At 66.5% G+C, this 17,566-nt stretch carries 16 protein-coding genes; 5 read left to right on the forward strand and 11 right to left on the reverse strand.

The window, feature by feature from the left end:
* Positions 1–29: 29 nt before the first annotated feature.
* The 8 genes from FVQ98_RS01080 to hda all read right to left on the reverse strand — a co-directional run bounded on the left by FVQ98_RS01080 (position 30) and on the right by hda (position 6,729).
* Positions 30–1,040 (reverse strand): inorganic phosphate transporter, encoded by a 1,011-nt coding sequence (locus FVQ98_RS01080; RefSeq protein WP_147911565.1) that lies wholly within the window; start codon positions 1,038–1,040, stop codon positions 30–32.
* A 118-nt stretch (positions 1,041–1,158) separates the two neighbouring features.
* Positions 1,159–1,806 (reverse strand): DUF47 domain-containing protein, encoded by a 648-nt coding sequence (locus FVQ98_RS01085; RefSeq protein ID WP_147911566.1) that lies wholly within the window; start codon positions 1,804–1,806, stop codon positions 1,159–1,161.
* A 123-nt stretch (positions 1,807–1,929) separates the two neighbouring features.
* Positions 1,930–2,292, reverse strand: coding sequence for a DMT family protein (locus FVQ98_RS01090; RefSeq protein WP_147911567.1), 363 nt, complete (start codon positions 2,290–2,292; stop codon positions 1,930–1,932).
* A gap of 111 nt (positions 2,293–2,403) precedes the next feature.
* Positions 2,404–3,030, reverse strand: coding sequence for a glutathione S-transferase family protein (locus FVQ98_RS01095; RefSeq protein WP_147911568.1), 627 nt, complete (start codon positions 3,028–3,030; stop codon positions 2,404–2,406).
* Positions 3,031–3,149: 119 nt separating this feature from the next.
* Positions 3,150–3,635, reverse strand: coding sequence for a 2-amino-4-hydroxy-6-hydroxymethyldihydropteridine diphosphokinase (gene folK, locus FVQ98_RS01100; RefSeq protein WP_147911569.1), 486 nt, complete (start codon positions 3,633–3,635; stop codon positions 3,150–3,152).
* A 58-nt stretch (positions 3,636–3,693) separates the two neighbouring features.
* Positions 3,694–5,328, reverse strand: coding sequence for a polynucleotide adenylyltransferase PcnB (gene pcnB / locus FVQ98_RS01105; RefSeq protein ID WP_147911570.1), 1,635 nt, complete (start codon positions 5,326–5,328; stop codon positions 3,694–3,696).
* Positions 5,325–5,999 (reverse strand): histidinol-phosphatase, encoded by a 675-nt coding sequence (locus FVQ98_RS01110; protein WP_147911571.1) that lies wholly within the window; start codon positions 5,997–5,999, stop codon positions 5,325–5,327. The genes pcnB and FVQ98_RS01110 overlap by 4 nt, the downstream gene beginning before the upstream one ends.
* A gap of 43 nt (positions 6,000–6,042) precedes the next feature.
* Positions 6,043–6,729 (reverse strand): DnaA regulatory inactivator Hda, encoded by a 687-nt coding sequence (gene hda, locus FVQ98_RS01115; protein WP_147911572.1) that lies wholly within the window; start codon positions 6,727–6,729, stop codon positions 6,043–6,045.
* Between the two features lie 178 nt (positions 6,730–6,907).
* On the opposite strand from hda, the gene purM reads away from it, so the two are divergent.
* The 3 genes from purM (at position 6,908) to FVQ98_RS01130 (ending at position 12,008) form a co-directional block, all read left to right on the forward strand.
* On the forward strand, positions 6,908–7,966 hold the full coding sequence (gene purM, locus FVQ98_RS01120) for a phosphoribosylformylglycinamidine cyclo-ligase (protein WP_147911573.1): 1,059 nt from the start codon (positions 6,908–6,910) through the stop codon (positions 7,964–7,966).
* A gap of 54 nt (positions 7,967–8,020) precedes the next feature.
* Positions 8,021–9,043 carry an AI-2E family transporter gene (locus FVQ98_RS01125; RefSeq protein ID WP_147911574.1) on the forward strand — a complete coding sequence of 341 codons (1,023 nt, stop codon included), beginning with the start codon at positions 8,021–8,023 and terminating at the stop codon, positions 9,041–9,043.
* A 790-nt stretch (positions 9,044–9,833) separates the two neighbouring features.
* Positions 9,834–12,008, forward strand: coding sequence for a choice-of-anchor P family protein (locus FVQ98_RS01130; RefSeq protein ID WP_187265583.1), 2,175 nt, complete (start codon positions 9,834–9,836; stop codon positions 12,006–12,008).
* A 434-nt stretch (positions 12,009–12,442) separates the two neighbouring features.
* On the opposite strand, the gene FVQ98_RS01135 is transcribed toward FVQ98_RS01130, so the two are convergent.
* Positions 12,443–13,291: a SirB1 family protein gene (locus tag FVQ98_RS01135; protein ID WP_147911576.1), complete on the reverse strand. Its 849-nt coding sequence runs from the start codon at positions 13,289–13,291 to the stop codon at positions 12,443–12,445.
* Positions 13,292–13,426: 135 nt separating this feature from the next.
* A complete protein-coding gene (gene murJ / locus FVQ98_RS01140) occupies positions 13,427–14,980 on the reverse strand; it encodes a murein biosynthesis integral membrane protein MurJ (protein WP_147911577.1) in 1,554 nt (517 codons plus the stop codon).
* A gap of 175 nt (positions 14,981–15,155) precedes the next feature.
* Here murJ and rpsT point away from each other — a divergent pair, with 175 nt between their 5' ends.
* Entirely contained in the window at positions 15,156–15,455 is a 300-nt protein-coding gene (rpsT, locus tag FVQ98_RS01145) for a 30S ribosomal protein S20 (protein WP_147911578.1), read from the forward strand.
* A gap of 346 nt (positions 15,456–15,801) precedes the next feature.
* Here the strand turns inward: rpsT and FVQ98_RS01150 are convergent, their stop codons facing one another.
* On the reverse strand, positions 15,802–16,140 hold the full coding sequence (locus FVQ98_RS01150) for a DUF3579 domain-containing protein (protein WP_147911579.1): 339 nt from the start codon (positions 16,138–16,140) through the stop codon (positions 15,802–15,804).
* Positions 16,141–16,399: 259 nt separating this feature from the next.
* Here FVQ98_RS01150 and FVQ98_RS01155 point away from each other — a divergent pair, with 259 nt between their 5' ends.
* On the forward strand, positions 16,400–17,560 hold the full coding sequence (locus FVQ98_RS01155; RefSeq protein ID WP_370512906.1) for an aspartate aminotransferase family protein: 1,161 nt from the start codon (positions 16,400–16,402) through the stop codon (positions 17,558–17,560).
* Positions 17,561–17,566 lie beyond the last annotated feature (6 nt).

A 17,566-nucleotide genomic window follows, 5' to 3' on the forward strand; every position in this document is an offset into this window, starting at 1 on the left:
CAGCTATATAAAAGATAGCTGACGGCCGATCAGAAAATTGCAAGACTGACCCAGTAGGCCACCGCTGCCACGAAGGCGCTGGCCGGAATGGTCAGCACCCACGCCCACACGATGTTGCCGGCCACGCCCCAGCGCACCGCGCTGGCCCGCTGCGTGGAGCCCACGCCGACGATGGCGCCGGTGATGGTGTGCGTGGTCGACACCGGAATACCCAGCGCCGTGGCGATGAACAGCGTGACCGCCCCGCCCGTTTCCGCGCAGAAGCCGCCCACGGGTTTGAGCTTGGTAATCTTCTGGCCCATGGTCTTGACGATGCGCCAACCACCGAACATGGTGCCCGCCGCAATGGCCATGTAGCAGCTGATAATGGTCCACAGGGGCGGCGAGGCGTCGCTGGCGGCCGAGTAGCCGGTGGCGATCAGCAGCATCCAGATGATGCCTATGGTCTTCTGCGCATCGTTGCCGCCGTGGCCCAGGCTGTAGGCGCCGGCAGACACGAGTTGCAGGCGCCTGAACCACTTGTCGACCCTGCTGGGCCGTGTGCGCCGGAAGATCCAGGCCACCGCCACCATCATGAGCGAGCCGAAAAGAAAGCCCAGCAGCGGCGAAATGAAGATGAAAGCCACCGTCTTCAGGATGCCGCCGGCGATCAGCACGCTGGCGCCGGACTTGGCCAGTACCGCGCCCACGATGCCGCCGATCAGCGCGTGCGACGAACTGCTGGGGATGCCGTAGTACCAGGTGATCACGTTCCACGTGATGGCGCCGATCAGCGCGCCAAACACCACGTGCGTATCCACCACCCCTGGTTGCACGATGCCCTTGCCGACCGTGGCCGCCACGCTGAGGTGGAAGATGAAGATCGCGATGAAGTTGAAGAAGGCGGCAAACACCACGGCCTGCGTGGGCTTGAGCACGCCGGTGGACACCACCGTGGCGATCGAGTTGGCGGCGTCGTGAAAGCCGTTCATGAAGTCGAACGCGATCGCCAGTGCGACCAGCAGCATCACGACCCAGAGGGCGGCTTGGACGGTTTCCATGGAGCGTTGAAGGTTCTTTGAGAGTGTTTCCGCCGCCGTAGGCGCGCTGACAGGCGCGCAGGCGACACGGATGCAGCGGTGGTGCGCGCGGCCCGGGCCGCAGCGCGCCAGGCCGCCGTCAGGAGTTTTCCAGCACGATGCCTTCGATCTGGTTGGCCACGTCTTCGCAGCGGTCGGTGATCGATTCCAGCAACTCGTAAATGGCTTTCAGCTTGATCAGTTCGCGCACGTCCGGCTCGTGTCGGAACAGGCGGCTCATCGCACTGCGCATCACGCGGTCGGCGTCGGACTCGAGCCGGTCGATCTCTTCGCAGGTCTTCAGCGCGGCCTCGGCCGTGCCGGGGTCGGCCAGCCGGCTCAGCAGCTTGACCGCCGCCTGCACGCGCTCGCAGCACTTCACGGCCAGGTCGGTCAGGCGCGTGATCTCCTCCGTCATGTGGTGGATGTCGTACAGCGCCATGGTCTCGGCCGAGTCCTGCAGCAGGTCGGCCACGTCGTCCATCTGGTTGATCAGCGAATGGATCTGCTCGCGGTCGATCGGCGTGATGAAGGTGGTGTGGATGAGGCGGTTGACCTCTTCCGTCACACGGTCGGCCGCACGTTCGGCGTTGTCCACTTCCTGGTTGTACTTCTCGCGCAGCTGCTGATCGTTGTAGTGCGCAACCAGGTTCTCAAACGCCTGCGCCGCCTCGACGATCCGCTCGGCGTGCTGGTTGAAAAGCTCAAAAAAATTGCCCTCCTTGGGCAACAGTTTGCTGAACAGCATGGTGGGTGTGGGGCTTGGCCTGAGGGTGTTCGTCTAACCCACAATTGTGACATTTTCATGTAACCGCCCGAACCACTCGCCCCAACCCGGTGCGGTACCGCCTATCCGCTGGCGGCGCGCGGCTCACGCGCTGCGAAAGATGAAGTACACCGCACCCACCATGCACAGCGCAGCCCACAGGTAATCCAGCTTCATGGGCTCTTTGAGGTACAGCACGGCGAAGGGCACGAAGACGCAGAGCGTGATCACCTCCTGCATGATCTTGAGCTGCCCCACGCTGAACTGCGTGTGGCCGATGCGGTTGGCAGGCACTTGCAGCAGGTATTCGAACAGCGCAATGCCCCAGCTCACCAGCGCCGCCACGTACCAGGGTGCGGTGGTCAGGTTCTTCAGGTGCCCGTACCAGGCGAAGGTCATGAAGACGTTGCTGAGGGCCAGCAGCAGCACCGTCTGGGCGCTGATGGGCAAGGAGGTGAACGACTGCATGGTGCGACTCCAGGGCACGGTCGGGCGGGAGCAGGATCATGCCGCATCTCGGTCGCTGCCCGGCCATGCCAGCGCACCAACCATGCGGCAGCGACCATGCACCAGCGACCGTCAGCCCTCGGTCTGCTGCCAGGCCGGCAGCGCCTGCACCCGCGCGGCCCAGGCGGCCAGGTGCGGCAGCCCACCCAGAGGCAAGCGCGCGGTCTGCGCGTGCATCAGCGGCGCGGCCAGCGCCAGATCGGCCAGGCTGAGCGCATCGCCCGCCACCCAGGTACGCCCGTTCAGGTGCCTGTCCAGCGCTGCCAGCGCAGCGCGGCATTCGGCCTCGCCCGCGGCTATGCGCGCGGCGTCGGGCGCGCCGCCGCCGGTCAGGCCCTTGACGAAACGCTCCCAGTTCAGCACGCCCACCGGCGGCATCAGGTGCTGCGCGCTCCAGAACATCCACCGGTTGACGTCGGCGCGGGCCTGCACGTCTGCTGGCCACAGGGTCTGGCCCGGCGCGAGCTCGACAAGGTATTCCATGATCGCGTGCGACTCGGTCAGCACGAAATCGCCGTCCACCAGCACCGGTACCTTGCCCTGCGGATTCAGCCGCAGAAAGTCGGGCTGGCGATGCTCGCCCTGGGCCAGATCGACCAGAACCAGTTCGACCGGCTCAGGCAGGCGCGGCGCCAAATGCAAGGCCGCCATCACGGCGCGGCGGGCGTTGGACGAGAGGGGATGGTGGTACAGGCGCATGAGAAGCTCCGAAGGGACAAGGCCACGACATTAGGCGGGCGGTGTGTCAGAACCTGTCAGCAGCCTGCTGCCAACCCGCGCCTTCCGCGCGCGGTGCGCGACCTGAGAGCACGGGGTATTCAGTCCGTGAATGGCGTGCAGACTTGATCGGCAACCGCGGCTAGGTCGGCACCGCTCACACGCTCGGGCGCCACATCCGCCAGCGGCTGCAGCACAAAGGCGCGCTCGCGCCAGCGCGGGTGCGGCACCGTCAGCGCCGGGCTGTCGATGCGCGCGTCGCCGTACAGCAGCAAGTCCAGATCGAGCGTGCGCGGCGCGTGGCGGTACGGCCGTTCGCGCCCGGCGGCCAGCTCCTGATCCAAGAGCGCGTCCAGCAGGTCCGGCGCAGTCAGGCGCGTGGCGATGGCGGCCACGGCGTTGACGTAATAGGGGCCTGCCGCACCGACGGGCGCGGTGGCGTACAGGCGGGATGCGGCCACCAGGCGTGTCGCCGGCAGGTTCGCCAGGCCTTGCAGCGCCTGGCGGACGGCCGCGGCGGCATCGCCCAGGTTGGCGCCCACGCCGACGTAGGCGGTGACGACCTCGCGTACGGGGTCCAGGCTCATCGGGCAGACTGGCTATGAATGGGCGAGCACCTGGGCGGCGCAGCAGCCCGCCCCGGCTTCAATCGGCGCCGGCAGCAGGCGCCGGGCGGTCGCCACCCCCTGCCGGCTTGCGGCGACGGCGGCGGCGCTTCTTGGCCGGCGCGTCGGCGCGTTCATCGGCACCGTCGTCGAAGCCGTGGTCGTCATGGTCTGGCGCGTCGCTGTTGTCGGGCACACGCTTCGCTAGCTTTTTAGTAGCTGGCTGCGCAGTACCATCCAGGGCCGCAGCCCCTTTTGGCACGCGGTGCACGCGCGGAGCCTGTTTCTTGGCGCGCTGCTGCTCGACGCGCAGCTCGTGCACCATGCTTTCGCGCGCGCCGTCGTCCGCGATGCTGAACTGCTGCCACCAGTCGGCCAACTCTTCGCTGACTTCACCGACGTCGGCGCGCAGGCGCAGGAAGTCGAAGCCGGCCCGAAAGCGCGGCTGGCCGGCCAGGCTGATGGGCGAATTGCCGCTGCGCTTGTCAAAGCGCGGCTGCATCATCCAGATCTCGCGCATGTCGGCGCCCAGCTTGCCGCGGCCCGACACGTCGCCCACGCGGGCGTCGAACACCTCGTCGATCGCGTCCTGCAGCGCTGGGAACGGGTGCTCCTTGCGCGCCAGGCGGGCGTTCCAGCCGCTCAGCACGTCCTGCCACAGCACGCAGGCCAGCAGGAACGACGGCGCCACCGGCTTGCCCTCGCCCACACGGCGGTCGGTGTCCTGCAGCGCGGCCTTGATGAAGGGCTGGTCGGCGCGTTCGACCACCAGGTCCAGCAGCGGGTAGATGCCCTTGCCCACGCCCAGCTTGCGCAATTGTTCGACGCTGGCCAGCGCGTGGCCGGTCTGCAGCAGCTTGAGCATTTCGTCGAACAGGCGGCTTTGCGGCACGTCGCCCAGCAGGCTGAGGGTTTCGACCAGCGGCTTGGCGGTCTTGGGCTCCAGCTTGAAACCCAGCGCCGACAGCTTGGCGCCAAAGCGCACGGCACGGATGATGCGCACCGGGTCTTCGCGGTAGCGCGTGGCTGGGTCGCCGATCATGCGCAGCAGCTTTTTCTGCGCGTCCGGGATGCCGCCGTGGTAGTCCACCACGACGCGCGATTCCGGGTCGTAGTACATGGCGTTGACGGTGAAGTCGCGCCGCGCGGCGTCTTCGTCCTGCGGGCCCCAGACGTTGTCGCGCAGCACGCGGCCGCTGGCGTCCACGGCGTGCTTCATGGTGGCCAGCTGGCCCTTGGCGGTGCGCTCGTTGCCGCTGACTTGCTCGGCCGCCGTGTTGTCCACATTGGCGCGGAAGGTGGAGACTTCGATCACCTCGTGCTCGCGCCCGCGGCCGTAGACCACGTGCACGATGCGAAAGCGCCGCCCGATGATGAAGGCGCGGCGGAACAGCCCCTTGACCTGCTCGGGCGTGGCGTTGGTGGCCACATCGAAGTCCTTGGGTTTGAGGCCCAGCAGCAGGTCGCGCACGGCGCCGCCAACGATGTAGGCCTCGAAACCGGCCTCCTTCAGCGTGCGCACTACGCCCGCGGCGCGCTCATCGACCAGCGCCGGGTTGATGCCATGGCCGTCGGGGCCGACTTCGACCCGCTTGCCCAGCCGCTTGCGCGCTGCGCCGCTACCGTTCTTGCCAGTGGCCTTGCCGATCAGCTTGTCGATCAGGTTCTTGATCATTGTTGTTCTTTGAAGAGTTCAAGGATGCGCCAGCCGCGGGCCAGCGCCGTGGCGCGCAAGGTGTCGTCGGGGTTGGTGGCCACGGGGTGCTGCACCTTTTCCAGCAGCGGCAGATCGTTGCGCGAATCGGAATAGAAGGTGATGTCCACATCGCCCCAGCCGCGCCCGCGCGCCGCCAGCCATTCGGCCACGCGGGTGACCTTGCCTTCGCGGAAGGACGGCGTGCCAGCGATATCGCCGCTGTACCAGCCGCCAGGGCCACGCGCCAACTCGACCGCGATCAGCTCCTGAACGCCGAAGCTGTGCGCGATCGGCCGGGTGACGAATTCGTTGGTGGCGGTGACGATGGCGATCTGCTCGCCCGCCTTGCGGTGCGCCTCGACCAGGGCCCGCGCCTGCGGCGTGATGGCCGGCCCGACCACTTCGCGCATGAAGCGCGTATGCGCCTCGGCCGACGCGCCGGGGCCGTGGCGGCGCACCGGCTCGGTGGTGAAGCGGATGTACTCGTGGATGTCGAGCGTGCCGGCCTTGTACTGCTCGTAAAAAGCGTCGTTGCGGCGCTTGAATTCGACCGGATCGGCCCAGCCGATGCGGGTGGCGAACTCGCCCCACGCGTGGTCCGAATCGATCGGGATCAGCGTGTGGTCAAGGTCGAAGAGAGCCAGTTTCATCATAAAAATCGGGGTTTAGCGCTACAGCCACGGGCGCGGCCAGCTACTCATTTTGCAGCATGGACTTGATCAGCGGAATGGTCACGCCGCGCTGCGTCTGCAGGGCGTAGCGGTCCAGGTGGTCCAGCAGCTCGACCAGGCTGCCCAGGTCGCGCGAAAAGCGGCCGAGCACGTAGTCCATGACGTCGTCCGACAGGAACAGGCCGCGCGCGTCGGCCGCGCGGCGCAGCACGGCGCGGCATTCGGATTCGGGCAGCATGTGCAGCTCGAACACGTGGCCCCAGGCCAGGCGCGTGCGCAGATCGTCGCGCAGCGACAAGTCGGCCGGCGGCAGCGCGCCGGCGGCCAGCACCGCCCGCGGGCGGCCCGACGCGGGCGCGACGGCGTTGACGAACCAGTTGAAGGCGGTGTGCTGCTGCTCGGCGCTATAGCGGTCGACGTCGTCCATCAGCACCGCGTCCCAGTCGTCCTGAAAGCCGCGTTGCGGTGGCCCATCGGCGTCCAGCCAGCCCACGGCGGCCCCGCACGCCAGCAGGGCGGCGCGCGCACCGCGCAGCAAATGCGTCTTACCGGCGCCGGGCGGGCCCCACATGTAGGTGGGCACGGGCGAGCGCGTGGCGCTTTCTGCCCACAGGCGCAGGTGCTGCAGCGCTTCGGCATTGCGCCCGGGCAAGTAGTCGTCCAGCGTGGGCTCCGGCGCCAGCCCGATGTCCAGGGCAATCTGCTTCATTGGCGCACGGAAGAAACGAACAGGGGAACAAACAAGGGCATGCGGCCTCAATCGGACGCCGCGCGTCCCGGAAAGAACGGGAGGCAGCGCCTAGAATTCGAGCTTCGATTTTACGCGGCGCCTTGAATCGGGCGCCTTTTGCGCATCGCTGCGCCCGCTGCCTGAACCGCCTGTCCCGATGAGTGCTTCCCCTACCCCCCTGAGCTACAAAGACGCGGGCGTCGATATCGACGCCGGCGACGCGCTGGTCGAGCGCATCAAGCCGCTGGCCAAGCGCACGCTGCGCGAAGGCGTGCTGTCGGGCCTGGGCGGGTTTGGCGCGCTGTTTGAAGTGCCCAAGCGCTACCAGGAGCCGGTGCTGGTCAGCGGCACCGACGGCGTGGGCACCAAGCTGCGCCTGGCGTTCGAATGGAACGTGCACGACACCGTCGGAATCGACCTGGTCGCCATGAGCGTGAACGACGTGCTGGTGCAAGGCGCCGAGCCGCTGTTCTTCCTGGACTACTTCGCTTGCGGCAAGCTGGATGTGGACACGGCCGCGGCCGTGGTCGGCGGCATCGCCCAAGGCTGCGAGCTGGCCGGCTGCGCACTGATCGGCGGCGAAACCGCCGAGATGCCGGGCATGTACCCGGCCGGCGAATACGACCTGGCCGGTTTCTGCGTTGGCGCGGTCGAAAAATCCAAGATCCTGACCGGCCGCGATGTGGCCGAGGGCGACGTGGTGCTGGGCCTGTCGTCCAGCGGCGTGCACAGCAACGGCTTCAGCCTGGTGCGCAAGTGCATCGAGCGCGCGGGCGCCGACCTGCCCGCCACGCTGGACGGCGTGCCCTTCCGCCAGGCCGTGATGGCGCCCACGCGCATCTACGTGAAGAACGTGCTGGCCGCGCTGGCCGCGCACCCGAATACGGCCACGGCCGGCGGCATCAAGGCGCTGGCCCACATCACCGGCGGCGGCCTGCTTGAAAACATCCCGCGCGTGCTGCCCGACGGCCTGGCTGCGCATTTGACCCAGGGCAGCTGGCCGCAGACCGAGCTGTTTGCCTGGCTGCAAAAGACGGCGGGCATCGACGACACCGAGATGAACCGCACCTTCAACAACGGCATCGGCATGGTCGTGGTCGTCGCGCCGGCAGCGGCCGACGCGGTGGCGGCCGCACTGCGCGCCGGTGGCGACAGCGTGCACACCATCGGGCGCATCGCCCCGCGCGCAGGCGGCGCCGCGGTCGTGGTGGGCTAAGCGGCTCCACCGCATTGCCCTGAACTAACCTGGACTCAACCGGCTCCACCGCCAATGACCCGTCTGCCCGCCGAGACACGCCAGCGCATTGCCGAGGTGGCCAGCCACGTGCTGATGGTGGGCGCACTGCTGCTGATCATGTGGCAGAGCCTGCTGCCGGGTCTGCTGTGCGTCTGTCTGGGCTTTTTGAGCACACGCTGGTTCAGCCCCAAGCTGGCTGTGCTGACCCGCGCGCCGGATGGCGAGGCCCCGCGCTTTGCCGCCGCCGTGGTCGCGCTGTTGCCGGTGCTGCTGCTGGCCATCGCCCTGCCGCGCACGCGCGGGTTGATTCTGGATGCGCCGGCGGTGTACCGCGACCTGCTGGGGTTTCTGGCCCGCACGGTGCTCGAATTCCGCGAAAAGCTGCCGACCGACCTGGCCACCCAACTGCCCGAAGGCGCGGCAGAGATCCAGCACGTCATCGCGGCCTACCTGGCCAGCAAGGCTGGCGCCATGGCCACCACCGGGCGCGCCTGGCTGGTCGGCCTGCTGTTCGCCTACGTCGGGCTGCTGATCGGCGCGCTGGCGGCAGCGCGGCCCAGCGCCTTCGACCTGCGCCCGCTGGCGGCGCAGCTGCACCTGCGCCTGACGCGGTTTGGTGAAACCTTTCGCCAGATCGTGGTCGCGCAGTTCTGGATCGCGCTGTTCAACACCTGCCTGACCGCCATCTTCCTGCTGGTCCTGTTGCCGCTGACCGGCAACAAGCTGCCCTATTCCATGGCGCTGATCCTGCTGACGTTCGTGGCCGGGCTGGTGCCGATCGTGGGCAACCTGCTGTGCAACGCCGTGCTGACCCTGGTCGGCCTGTCAGTCTCCCCCAGCGTCGCGCTGGTCTGCCTGGCGTTCCTGGTGCTGATCCATAAGGCCGAATACTTCATCAACGCCAAGGTGATCGGCCACCGCACCCATATGGGCGTGTGGGAGTTGCTGACGGTCATGTTCGTGATGGAAGCGATCTTCGGCCCACCTGGCCTGGTGGCCGCGCCGCTGTTCTACGCCTACTTCAAAAAAGAGCTGCAGGCGGCGGACTGGGTGTAACCACTGGCCGCTCGGGCGTCGAATGGGCCGCACCCGACGACACGTTCTGGCTGAGTCGGTCTTCAGATCGGCGGCTTTGCCATCAACGGATAGCTGGTCGTGCCAATCGCTTCAAGACCGGCGCTCGAAAAGCTGCTGCATGGGGTATTGGGACGCTGCTGCGTTTCCTGAGCTAAGCGAATTTTCTTAGCAAGACGGACCCGAGATCGCGGACAACCCGCTTGCTCCGCCAGCCGCCCGCAAATGTGCGCACTGAGAAGGCGGCCCGAACACTTTCGACACTGCGCGCAGGTTCCGACATCGGGCCACAGTCCGCACTGGATGCCGCTCGCACTCGAGCGCGCGACACGACAACGGCAGTTCACGCCCTGCCATTACTACCAAAACAATAGCTGCCTGCGCAGATGGTTGTAGCGCTGGAGCCCGATATCTACCCAATCCTCGCAGCGAACACAAAGGCTTGGCCGCCGCAGGCGGCGAAGCATGGCGTCACCCAGGTTCCTTGGTCCAAAACGCTTTTTTTGCAGTGGCAGTTTCCCTGCACCGCACTGAAGACATTCGCCGTTTGGACATTCCCCCGCTTGCAGTGGTCATTTTCCACATTTGAATTCTTTTATCTCAAAGTAATTCTTATTTACTACTTATATCGACAAGTCTTGCTGATTGATTGTCGTAATGAGCCATTTTTTAACGTCTTTATAATATTAAAGTGCTACTCACTATCAACCAGGAGGTGGGTATGCGCAGGATTGTGAAAATGTGCCGAAGCAGTTGGCGGCTGGCTCCATGGATGGCCGCGGCAGCAGTGCTGGCGTGGTCCGGCACAGTCTTCGCCGCTACGACCGGCACCGGTCAGGGCACTGGCCTGCGAGCGACGGCTTCGGTGGCCGGTGTTGGTCTGGGCGTCCCTCTGGGAGACACCGGTTTGCGTACGGCGCCCGCGGATTTCAACAACAGCCAGTCAACGGTGGACGCTCAGGTCACCGCGGGTTCATTGCTGAATGTGACCGCCGGCGTGGTCAGTGGCGCCACGCAAAGCGCCTTGGCATTGAACCAGGTCAGCTCAACCGGTGGCGTGACCAATTTGAATCTGAGTCTGGTCAATGCCGACATCATCCCCCTCAGCCTGCTCAAGGTAACGGCCGATGCTGTCAGCTCCAATGCCACAGTCGTCTGCAGCGGTGGCAGTCCGGTCGCTACCGGCAGCACCACCATCACGAATCTCAAAGTCACCGGCCCGCTCGGCTTGAACGTTCCGGTAACCATCAATCCGACCGGCCCCACGGTCGTCAACGTGGCGGGCGTCGCCACGCTGACCATCAACGAGCAAACCGCGATCCCGAGTGGCCTGGTGGTGAACGCGCTGCACCTGGAGATCAATGTGCTGAACATCAATGCTGATGTGGTGATCGGACATTCGCGGGCGAGCATGCCCGATTGCGCGGCGGCCGCTGGCTCCGTGACCATCAGCGTTCCGAACATCAACGCCAGCAATCAGGGCGCAGTCCCGGTTCAAGGTTTGTGCACCTACGGCGGCGGTACCGTGACAATCACTTCCGACCCGGCGATCGCTCCCGTCACCGCCGCCTGCACGCCGGCGGGAACCTACAGCGTGAACGCCAATGCCACAAGCCTTGCGAACGGCAACGTGACCTTCACAGCGACTCAGGATACGGCGACCGCCAGCACCACGGTCACCAAGGCCACCACAGCTAGGCTGCCGACGGTGACGGTGGACACGCCCGCCACCCCGATCTCTTACGCCAACCAGGGCAGCTACGGGCCGATTACCGGCACCTGCAGTGAAACCGGCCAACCCGTCGCGGTGAAGGTCGGGACGGTGGACGTGCCCGGCGTCTCCTGTCTGGCCAGTGGCACATGGACAACCGGCCCGACGCCGCTCAATCTGACCACCTTGCCCGATGGGCCGGTGCTTATCACCGCGTCGCAAACGGATATCAACGGCCGCACGGGCAGCGGCTCGGCCACGGTCAACAAGGACGCCACACCACCGGTCGTCACCATCGTCACGGCACCGGCCATCAACGCCACCAATGCGGGCAGCTACACCACGTCGGGCGGCTGCACCACCGGTGACAGCAACGTCAACGTGAGCTTCAACGGCGGCGTCGCCACGGCGGCCTCGTGCACGGGGGGCCATTGGACGCTGTCGGGCGCGAACCTTAGCACGCTGCCAGACGGCACGGTCAACATCCTCGCCACCCAATCTGACGCATTTACCAACACCAGCAGCGCCTCCCGCGCCGTGCCCAAGGACACCACGCCGCCGGTCGTCACGGTGATGGCGCCGGCGACGATCGACGCGAGCAACCAGGCCAACTACACCGTGTCCGGCACCTGCACCACCGGCGATGGTCAAGTCTCGGTCAACATCGGCAGCTTTGCCACTGTGGCGCCCTGCGCTGGCGGCAACTGGACGGTGACCGGTGCCAACGTCGGTGGCCTGCCGCAAGGGGCGGTGACCATCACCGCCTCGCAAACCGATGCCGCGGGCAACACCGGCACCGGCACCGGCAGCACCAACAAGACCACCGCGGGCAACGGCGACACCACGCCGCCCACGGTGACCGTAGTGGCGCCGCCCATTGGCCCCAGCAACCAGGGCAGCTACAGCCCTTCGGGTACCTGCACCGCCGGCGATGGCCCGGTGACAGTGACCATCGGTTCGCCACCCCACCAGGTGACAGTGACCGCGACCTGCTCAGGTCAGGGCACCTGGACCGCACCGCCGTCCGATGTCAGCCATCTGCCGCAAGGCCAGGTGATCGTGACCGGCACACAAACCGATGCTGCTGGCAATACAGGCACCGGTAGCGCGACCACCACCAAGTCCACGCCCGGCGCCGTCGCCGTGCCGGTGCCCGTGGGCGGCCTGTGGGCGGCGCTGGCTCTGCTAGCGACCGGCGTGCTGGGCCTGCGCCGCCGCCGCCAGGCTGCCGCCTGAATTCCCTCCGGTCGGTCAATCCGACCTTTGTTTGCCGCGGCCTCAGAGCCGCGGTTTTTTTTGGGGCTCGTCACCAGCTCGCCACAACCCTGCCGTTTGGCCCGATTCCGGCAGAGCGGCCCACTGCATTTTTAGGGCTGCCAGCGCTGGCTTGGAAAGGCTCAGCCAAGCAGTCTTGTCTGCCGATGCCTTGCCCGCCGATTGCCGGGATAGCGCCAGGACACTGGCCTCAGCGCGACCCATGGCTGCACTTGTGACAGCGCGAGAATACTATTAAATCAATAGCTGTCAGCGCAAGTGGATGTAGGGCCGGCTGGCGTTTTTTCCTGAAAGACTGGTGCCCTTCGCGCCAGCGCCGCAGCTCACGCGCCAGCCGGTTCTGGTCGTGCCCGCAGGCACCGGGCGACGACGCCGGCACGCAGCCGGTTGCTCGCTCAGCCTCCCGAGCCGCCCAGCGCCGACAGTCGCTCGGCCATGGCGTCGTGGTCGGCGGCTTCGACCGCCTCGCGCACGTACACGCTCAGGTCGGCGCGAGCGCGCTCGACGTCGCCCAACTCGGCCAGCGCCAGGCCGCGCTCACGGTACTCGGGCCAGGCGGCGGGCAGCAATGTGACCAGACGGTCCTGCACCAGCACCAAGCGCGCCCAGTCCTGCTGCGTGCGGTGGATGTCCTGCAGGTTGCGCAGCATGCGCGCGAGGATCTGGCGCGGCGGTGTCGGGCGCAGAAACTTCGATAGCGTGGCATCGCTCTGCGCCAGTTCGGGATCGAGGTGGAACTGCTCCAGGCGCTCGCGCAACTCCGGTCGACCGAGCGACTGGCCACTGAATGGGTCAATCACCACGCGCCCGTCCTCAATCTGCGCCTGCACCAGGAAGTGCCCCGGAAAGCCCACCCCTTCAACCTGCAGACCAACGGACTGTGCCAGCTCCAGCCAGAGTACCGCCAGCGAGATCGGGATGCCGCGGCGTGTGTGCAACACGACGTCGAGGTAGCTGTTGTCGGGGTTGTAGTAGTCGTTGACGTTGCCGGCGAAACCCAGGTCGGAAAAGAACAGCTGGTTGACCGCGCGCAGACGCTCGACCGGGTCCGCATCCGGCGTCATGCGGCGGCGCAGCCGGGCGATGAGGCGGTCGACCTGGTCCAGCACCTGCTGGACGTCGAGATCGGGGGTTTCGTCCTGGGCCAGCGAGGCTGCGGCTTCGAGCAGCGGCAGGCTCTCATCCTGCTGCACCAGGGCCGAAAAATAAGCCAGCGGCGTGGGCAAGGTCAAATCCAGGGGCATAAGCCATTGTGACGACAGCGCCTGCGACGCGTCAATGCGATGTGTCCCTAGCCAGGGCGCTGGCTGGATCGTCTGCGCAGCCTGTCACGAAAAAGGCGCCGCGGCAGCCGAGCAGGCAAGAAGCGCTGGCTGCGCTCAGCGGCGCACCAGCTGGCGCAGCTTGACACCCGCCAGCGTGAGCGCACCAAAATAGATCAGCACCGCGCCGGCGATGCCCAGCGACAGGCCGCCCACGCGCTGCCAGGCGTTCATGGCCAGCCAGTCGAAATGTTCGCTGGCCCATGAGAGGAAGGCGCTCATCAGCAAGGTGGCACCCACCGCCTGCGCGCCGAACACGCCCCAGCCGGCCTGCGGCTTGTAGCTGCCGCGGCGGATCAGGCCGACCAGCAGCCAGCTCGCGTTCAGCAGCGCGCCCAAGGCGATCGACAGCGTCAGCGCCGCATGCTGCAACTGCGGCACCAGCACCAGATTGAGCAGCTGCGTGACCACCAGCACGGCGATGGCGATCTTCACCGGCGTGCGGATGTCCAGGCTGGCGTAATAGCCCGGCGCCAACACCTTGACGGCCACCAGGCCGACCAGGCCGACGCCGTAACCGGCCAGCGCCAGCGCCACGCGCGCCACGTCTTCAGACGCAAACTTGCCGTGGAAGAACAGCGTGGCGATCAGCGGCGTGGCGAACACCAGCAGCGCGGCCGCGCAGGGCAACGCCAGCACCACGACCAGGCGCAGGCCCCAGTCCAGCATCGCCGAATAGCGCGCGTCGTCGTTCGCGGCGCGGGCGGCGGCCAGCTGCGGCGTGAGCACGACGCCCAGCGCCACGCCCAGCAGCGCGGTGGGGAATTCCATCAGCCGGTCGGCGTACCAGACCCAGGTCACGCTGCCGGCCGCCAGGTGCGACGCGATCTGCGTGTTGATCAGGAGCGACAGTTGCGCCACGCCCACGCCCAGCAGCGCGGGCAGCATCAGCGTCAGCACCTGGCGTACGCCGGGGTCGGCCCAGGCGGTGCGCACACGCGACCAGCCCACGCCAATACGCGGCAAAAGGCCCAGGCGCTTGAGCGCCGGCACCTGCACCGCCAGTTGCAGCACGCCGCCCAGCATCACGCCTGCGGCCATGGCGTAGATCGGCTCGACGCCCATGCGCGCGAACCAGGGCGCGCCCACCAGCGCGGCGGCGATCATGGCGACGTTCAACAGCACCGGCGTGGCGGCCGGCACGATGAAATGCCGCCAGGTGTTCAGGATGCCGGCGGCAAACGCCACCAGCGACATGCAGCCGATGTAGGGGAACATCCAGCGCGTCATCAGCACGGCGGCGTCAAAACTGCGCTCGTCCAGGCCGCTGGCGAGCAGCCACACCAACAGCGGCGCCGCCACCACGCCGACGATGCAGGTCAGCACCAGCACCCAGGTCAGCACCGTGGCCACGGCGTCGATCAACAGGCGCGTGGCGTCGTCGCCATTGGCCGCCTTGGAGCGTGCCAGCACCGGCACGAAGGCCTGGCTGAAAGCGCCTTCGGCAAACAGGCGGCGCAGCAGGTTGGGGATGCGGAAAGCGACGTTGAAGGCATCCGTCAGCCCGCTGACGCCAAAGGCCGACGCCATCAGCAAGTCGCGCACCAGCCCCGTGATGCGCGAGGCCAGGGTCAGCAGGGAAACGGTGGAGGCGGCTTTGAAGAGGCTCACGCAAAGAGGCCCATGGAACGGGCGCGGCGAACGGGTGCGCCAAAACTGACGCGATTTTGGGGCGCAAGTGTAGTCTTCCGGCGGGCAGATGCCACGCGCTCTGGCCGCAAGCCGGTCAAAAGAGTAGAATGCTGGGTTTTGCTGACAACATCCACAAACCACAAGGAATTGAACAATGGCCGCTGGTAAGCCCAAAAAGAAAAACCCCCGCCTGGCGTCTGGCCGCAAACGCGCCCGCCAGAACGTCGCCCTGAATGCCGCGAACACCTCGCTGCGCTCCAAATACCGCACCGCGGTGAAGAACGTCGAAAAGGCGGTCTTGGCCGGTGACAAAGAGAAGGCCACGAGCGCCTTCGCGCTGATGCAATCCGTGGTGGACACGGTGTCCGACAAGGGCATCTTCCACCGCAACAAGGCCGCTCGCGACAAGAGCCGCCTGTCGTCCAAGGTCAAGGCCTTGGCGCAAACCGCCTGATTTAACGCAGGCAACCCGCCCGGACGGCCCGCGCCGTCCGCTGTTTGAACGGGTGCGCTGTCAGCCAAAACAGAGAAACCGCCTTCGGGCGGTTTTTTTGTGGGCTTGGGGAAATGCTCACCGCCCCAACCGCGCGGGTGGATGCCCGTTAGTAGCGGCGCCCGGCCGCCTGACCACGATCGCCACGAATGCGGCATCGTCCTTTGGCGCCCGGCGGCATGCGCAGACGGCTTCGGCTTTTCGCTCTATTTTTGATAGCTGGTTGCGCAGGCGACTGTAGGGCTGAGGTCAGATTTCATTCAAATTCTGACGCTGCACAACCTCAGCGTCAGACACGGTGCCCGATTCAGCCGACTTCTGGTGCTGGCGGCGCATCCGGCAGCAGGCAAGCCTCGGCGACCTGCAGTTCGTTGTCCTTGGCGAAGTTCATGACGAAATCCCAGGCCATGGGCTCGGCGTCGCGCAGCGCGCGGTTCACCACCACGCATTTCACGCCGTCCAGGGTGGTCGGCACGCACCAGGGCGAATAGCCGATGTGGGCGCCAGGACCAAGTGCCGCGCCGCCGGGGCGAAACTGCGCCATGACGCCGGCCAGACGCTCGGCCCAGTCGCTGGGGCGAAAAGGACGGCCGGAAGGGGTAATGCCCTTGATGAAGACTTCGCTCTGGATCGCAGGGGTAGACATGTATGCGTTGAACGCGCCACCCACCCGCTTTGAACACCAAGCTCCCGCATGTGCTGCGACGCAGCAATAATTCTATCTTATAGAAGACTTACAGCCCCCGTGCGCGGGCATTGCAGTCATGCAGAGCTTGCAATAAACGCGCCGCAGGCACACCCTAGAATGCGTCTTCAACGGGCCGCGTTGGCCCGCTTTCTTTTTGTGATTCCGACCAAGGAGCCCCGCCGTGACCGCTTTCATCGAAGCCGCATCGCCCCACACCATGAACACCTACGCGCGCCTGCCGATCGCGATGGAGCGTGGCGAAGGTGTGCGCGTGTTTGACGTCAACGGCAAAAGCTACCTCGACGGGCTGGGCGGCATCGCGGTCAATACGCTGGGCCACAACCACCCCAAGCTGGTGCCCGCGCTGCAGGAGCAGGTCGCCAAGATCATCCATTCCAGCAACTACTACCACGTGCCCAACGCCGAGGTGCTGGCCAAGAAGCTGACCGAGCTGTCAGGCATGACCAACGTGTTCTTCTGCAGCACGGGCCTGGAAGCCAATGAAGCCGCGCTGAAGCTGGCGCGCAAGTACGGCCACGACAAGGGCATCAAAAACCCGCAGATCGTCGTCTACGAGCACGCCTTCCACGGCCGCTCCATCGCCACGCTGTCGGCCACGGGCAACCCGAAAGTGCAAAAAGGCTTTGAGCCGCTGGTCGAAGGCTTCATCCGCGTGCCGCAGAACGACATTGAGGCGCTGAAGAAGGCCACCGAGGGCAACCCCAACGTGGTCGCCGTGTTCTTCGAGACGATTCAGGGCGAAGGCGGCATCCACCCGATGCGCGTCGAATACCTCAAGCAGGTGCGCGCCCTGTGCGACGAAAAAGACTGGCTGCTGATGATCGACGAAGTTCAGTGCGGCATGGGCCGCACCGGCAAGTGGTTCGCGCACCAGTGGGCCGGCATCGTGCCCGACGTGATGCCGCTGGCCAAAGGCCTGGGCTCGGGCGTGCCGATCGGCGCCGTCGTGGCCGGCCCCAAGGCGGCCAACATCTTCCAGCCGGGCAACCACGGCACGACCTTCGGTGGCAACCCGCTGGCCATGCGCGCGGGCGTCGAGACCATCCGCATCATGGAAGAAGACAAGCTGCTGGACAACGCCGCCAAGGTCGGCGCGCACCTCAAGGCGGCACTGGAGAAGGCGCTGGCCGGCAACCCGGGCGTGAAGGAAGTGCGCGGTCAGGGGCTGATGCTGGGCATTGAGCTCGCCAAACCCTGCGGTGCCATCGTGCAGCGCGCGGCCGACGCCGGCCTGCTGCTGTCCGTGACAGCCGACAACGTGGTGCGCCTGGTGCCGCCGCTGATCCTGACCACGGCCGAGGCCGACGAGATCGTCGCCATCCTGGTGCCGATCATTGAAGCGTTTCTGAAAGAGTGAGCGCCG

The organism is Ottowia flava (assembly GCF_008017535.1).
In the GTDB taxonomy this organism is placed as follows: Bacteria; Pseudomonadota; Gammaproteobacteria; order Burkholderiales; family Burkholderiaceae_C; genus Ottowia; species Ottowia flava.

Bases quoted from the DNA above. Each gene is read 5' to 3' on its own strand.
- FVQ98_RS01090 (WP_147911567.1), bottom strand. From the start codon at position 2,292: ATGCAGTCGTTCACCTCCTTGCCCATCAGCGCCCAGACGGTGCTGCTG.
- FVQ98_RS01080 (WP_147911565.1), bottom strand. From the start codon at position 1,040: ATGGAAACCGTCCAAGCCGCCCTCTGGGTCGTGATGCTGCTGGTCGCA.
- pcnB (WP_147911570.1), bottom strand. From the start codon at position 5,328: ATGATCAAGAACCTGATCGACAAGCTGATCGGCAAGGCCACTGGCAAG.
- FVQ98_RS01095 (WP_147911568.1), bottom strand. From the start codon at position 3,030: ATGCGCCTGTACCACCATCCCCTCTCGTCCAACGCCCGCCGCGCCGTG.
- FVQ98_RS01135 (WP_147911576.1), bottom strand. From the start codon at position 13,291: ATGCCCCTGGATTTGACCTTGCCCACGCCGCTGGCTTATTTTTCGGCC.
- folK (WP_147911569.1), bottom strand. From the start codon at position 3,635: ATGAGCCTGGACCCCGTACGCGAGGTCGTCACCGCCTACGTCGGCGTG.
- hda (WP_147911572.1), bottom strand. From the start codon at position 6,729: ATGAAGCAGATTGCCCTGGACATCGGGCTGGCGCCGGAGCCCACGCTG.
- purM (WP_147911573.1), top strand. From the start codon at position 6,908: ATGAGTGCTTCCCCTACCCCCCTGAGCTACAAAGACGCGGGCGTCGAT.
- rpsT (WP_147911578.1), top strand. From the start codon at position 15,156: ATGGCCGCTGGTAAGCCCAAAAAGAAAAACCCCCGCCTGGCGTCTGGC.
- FVQ98_RS01110 (WP_147911571.1), bottom strand. From the start codon at position 5,999: ATGAAACTGGCTCTCTTCGACCTTGACCACACGCTGATCCCGATCGAT.
- FVQ98_RS01155 (WP_370512906.1), top strand. From the start codon at position 16,400: ATGAACACCTACGCGCGCCTGCCGATCGCGATGGAGCGTGGCGAAGGT.
- FVQ98_RS01130 (WP_187265583.1), top strand. From the start codon at position 9,834: ATGGCCGCGGCAGCAGTGCTGGCGTGGTCCGGCACAGTCTTCGCCGCT.
- FVQ98_RS01150 (WP_147911579.1), bottom strand. From the start codon at position 16,140: ATGTCTACCCCTGCGATCCAGAGCGAAGTCTTCATCAAGGGCATTACC.
- FVQ98_RS01085 (WP_147911566.1), bottom strand. From the start codon at position 1,806: ATGCTGTTCAGCAAACTGTTGCCCAAGGAGGGCAATTTTTTTGAGCTT.
- FVQ98_RS01125 (WP_147911574.1), top strand. From the start codon at position 8,021: ATGACCCGTCTGCCCGCCGAGACACGCCAGCGCATTGCCGAGGTGGCC.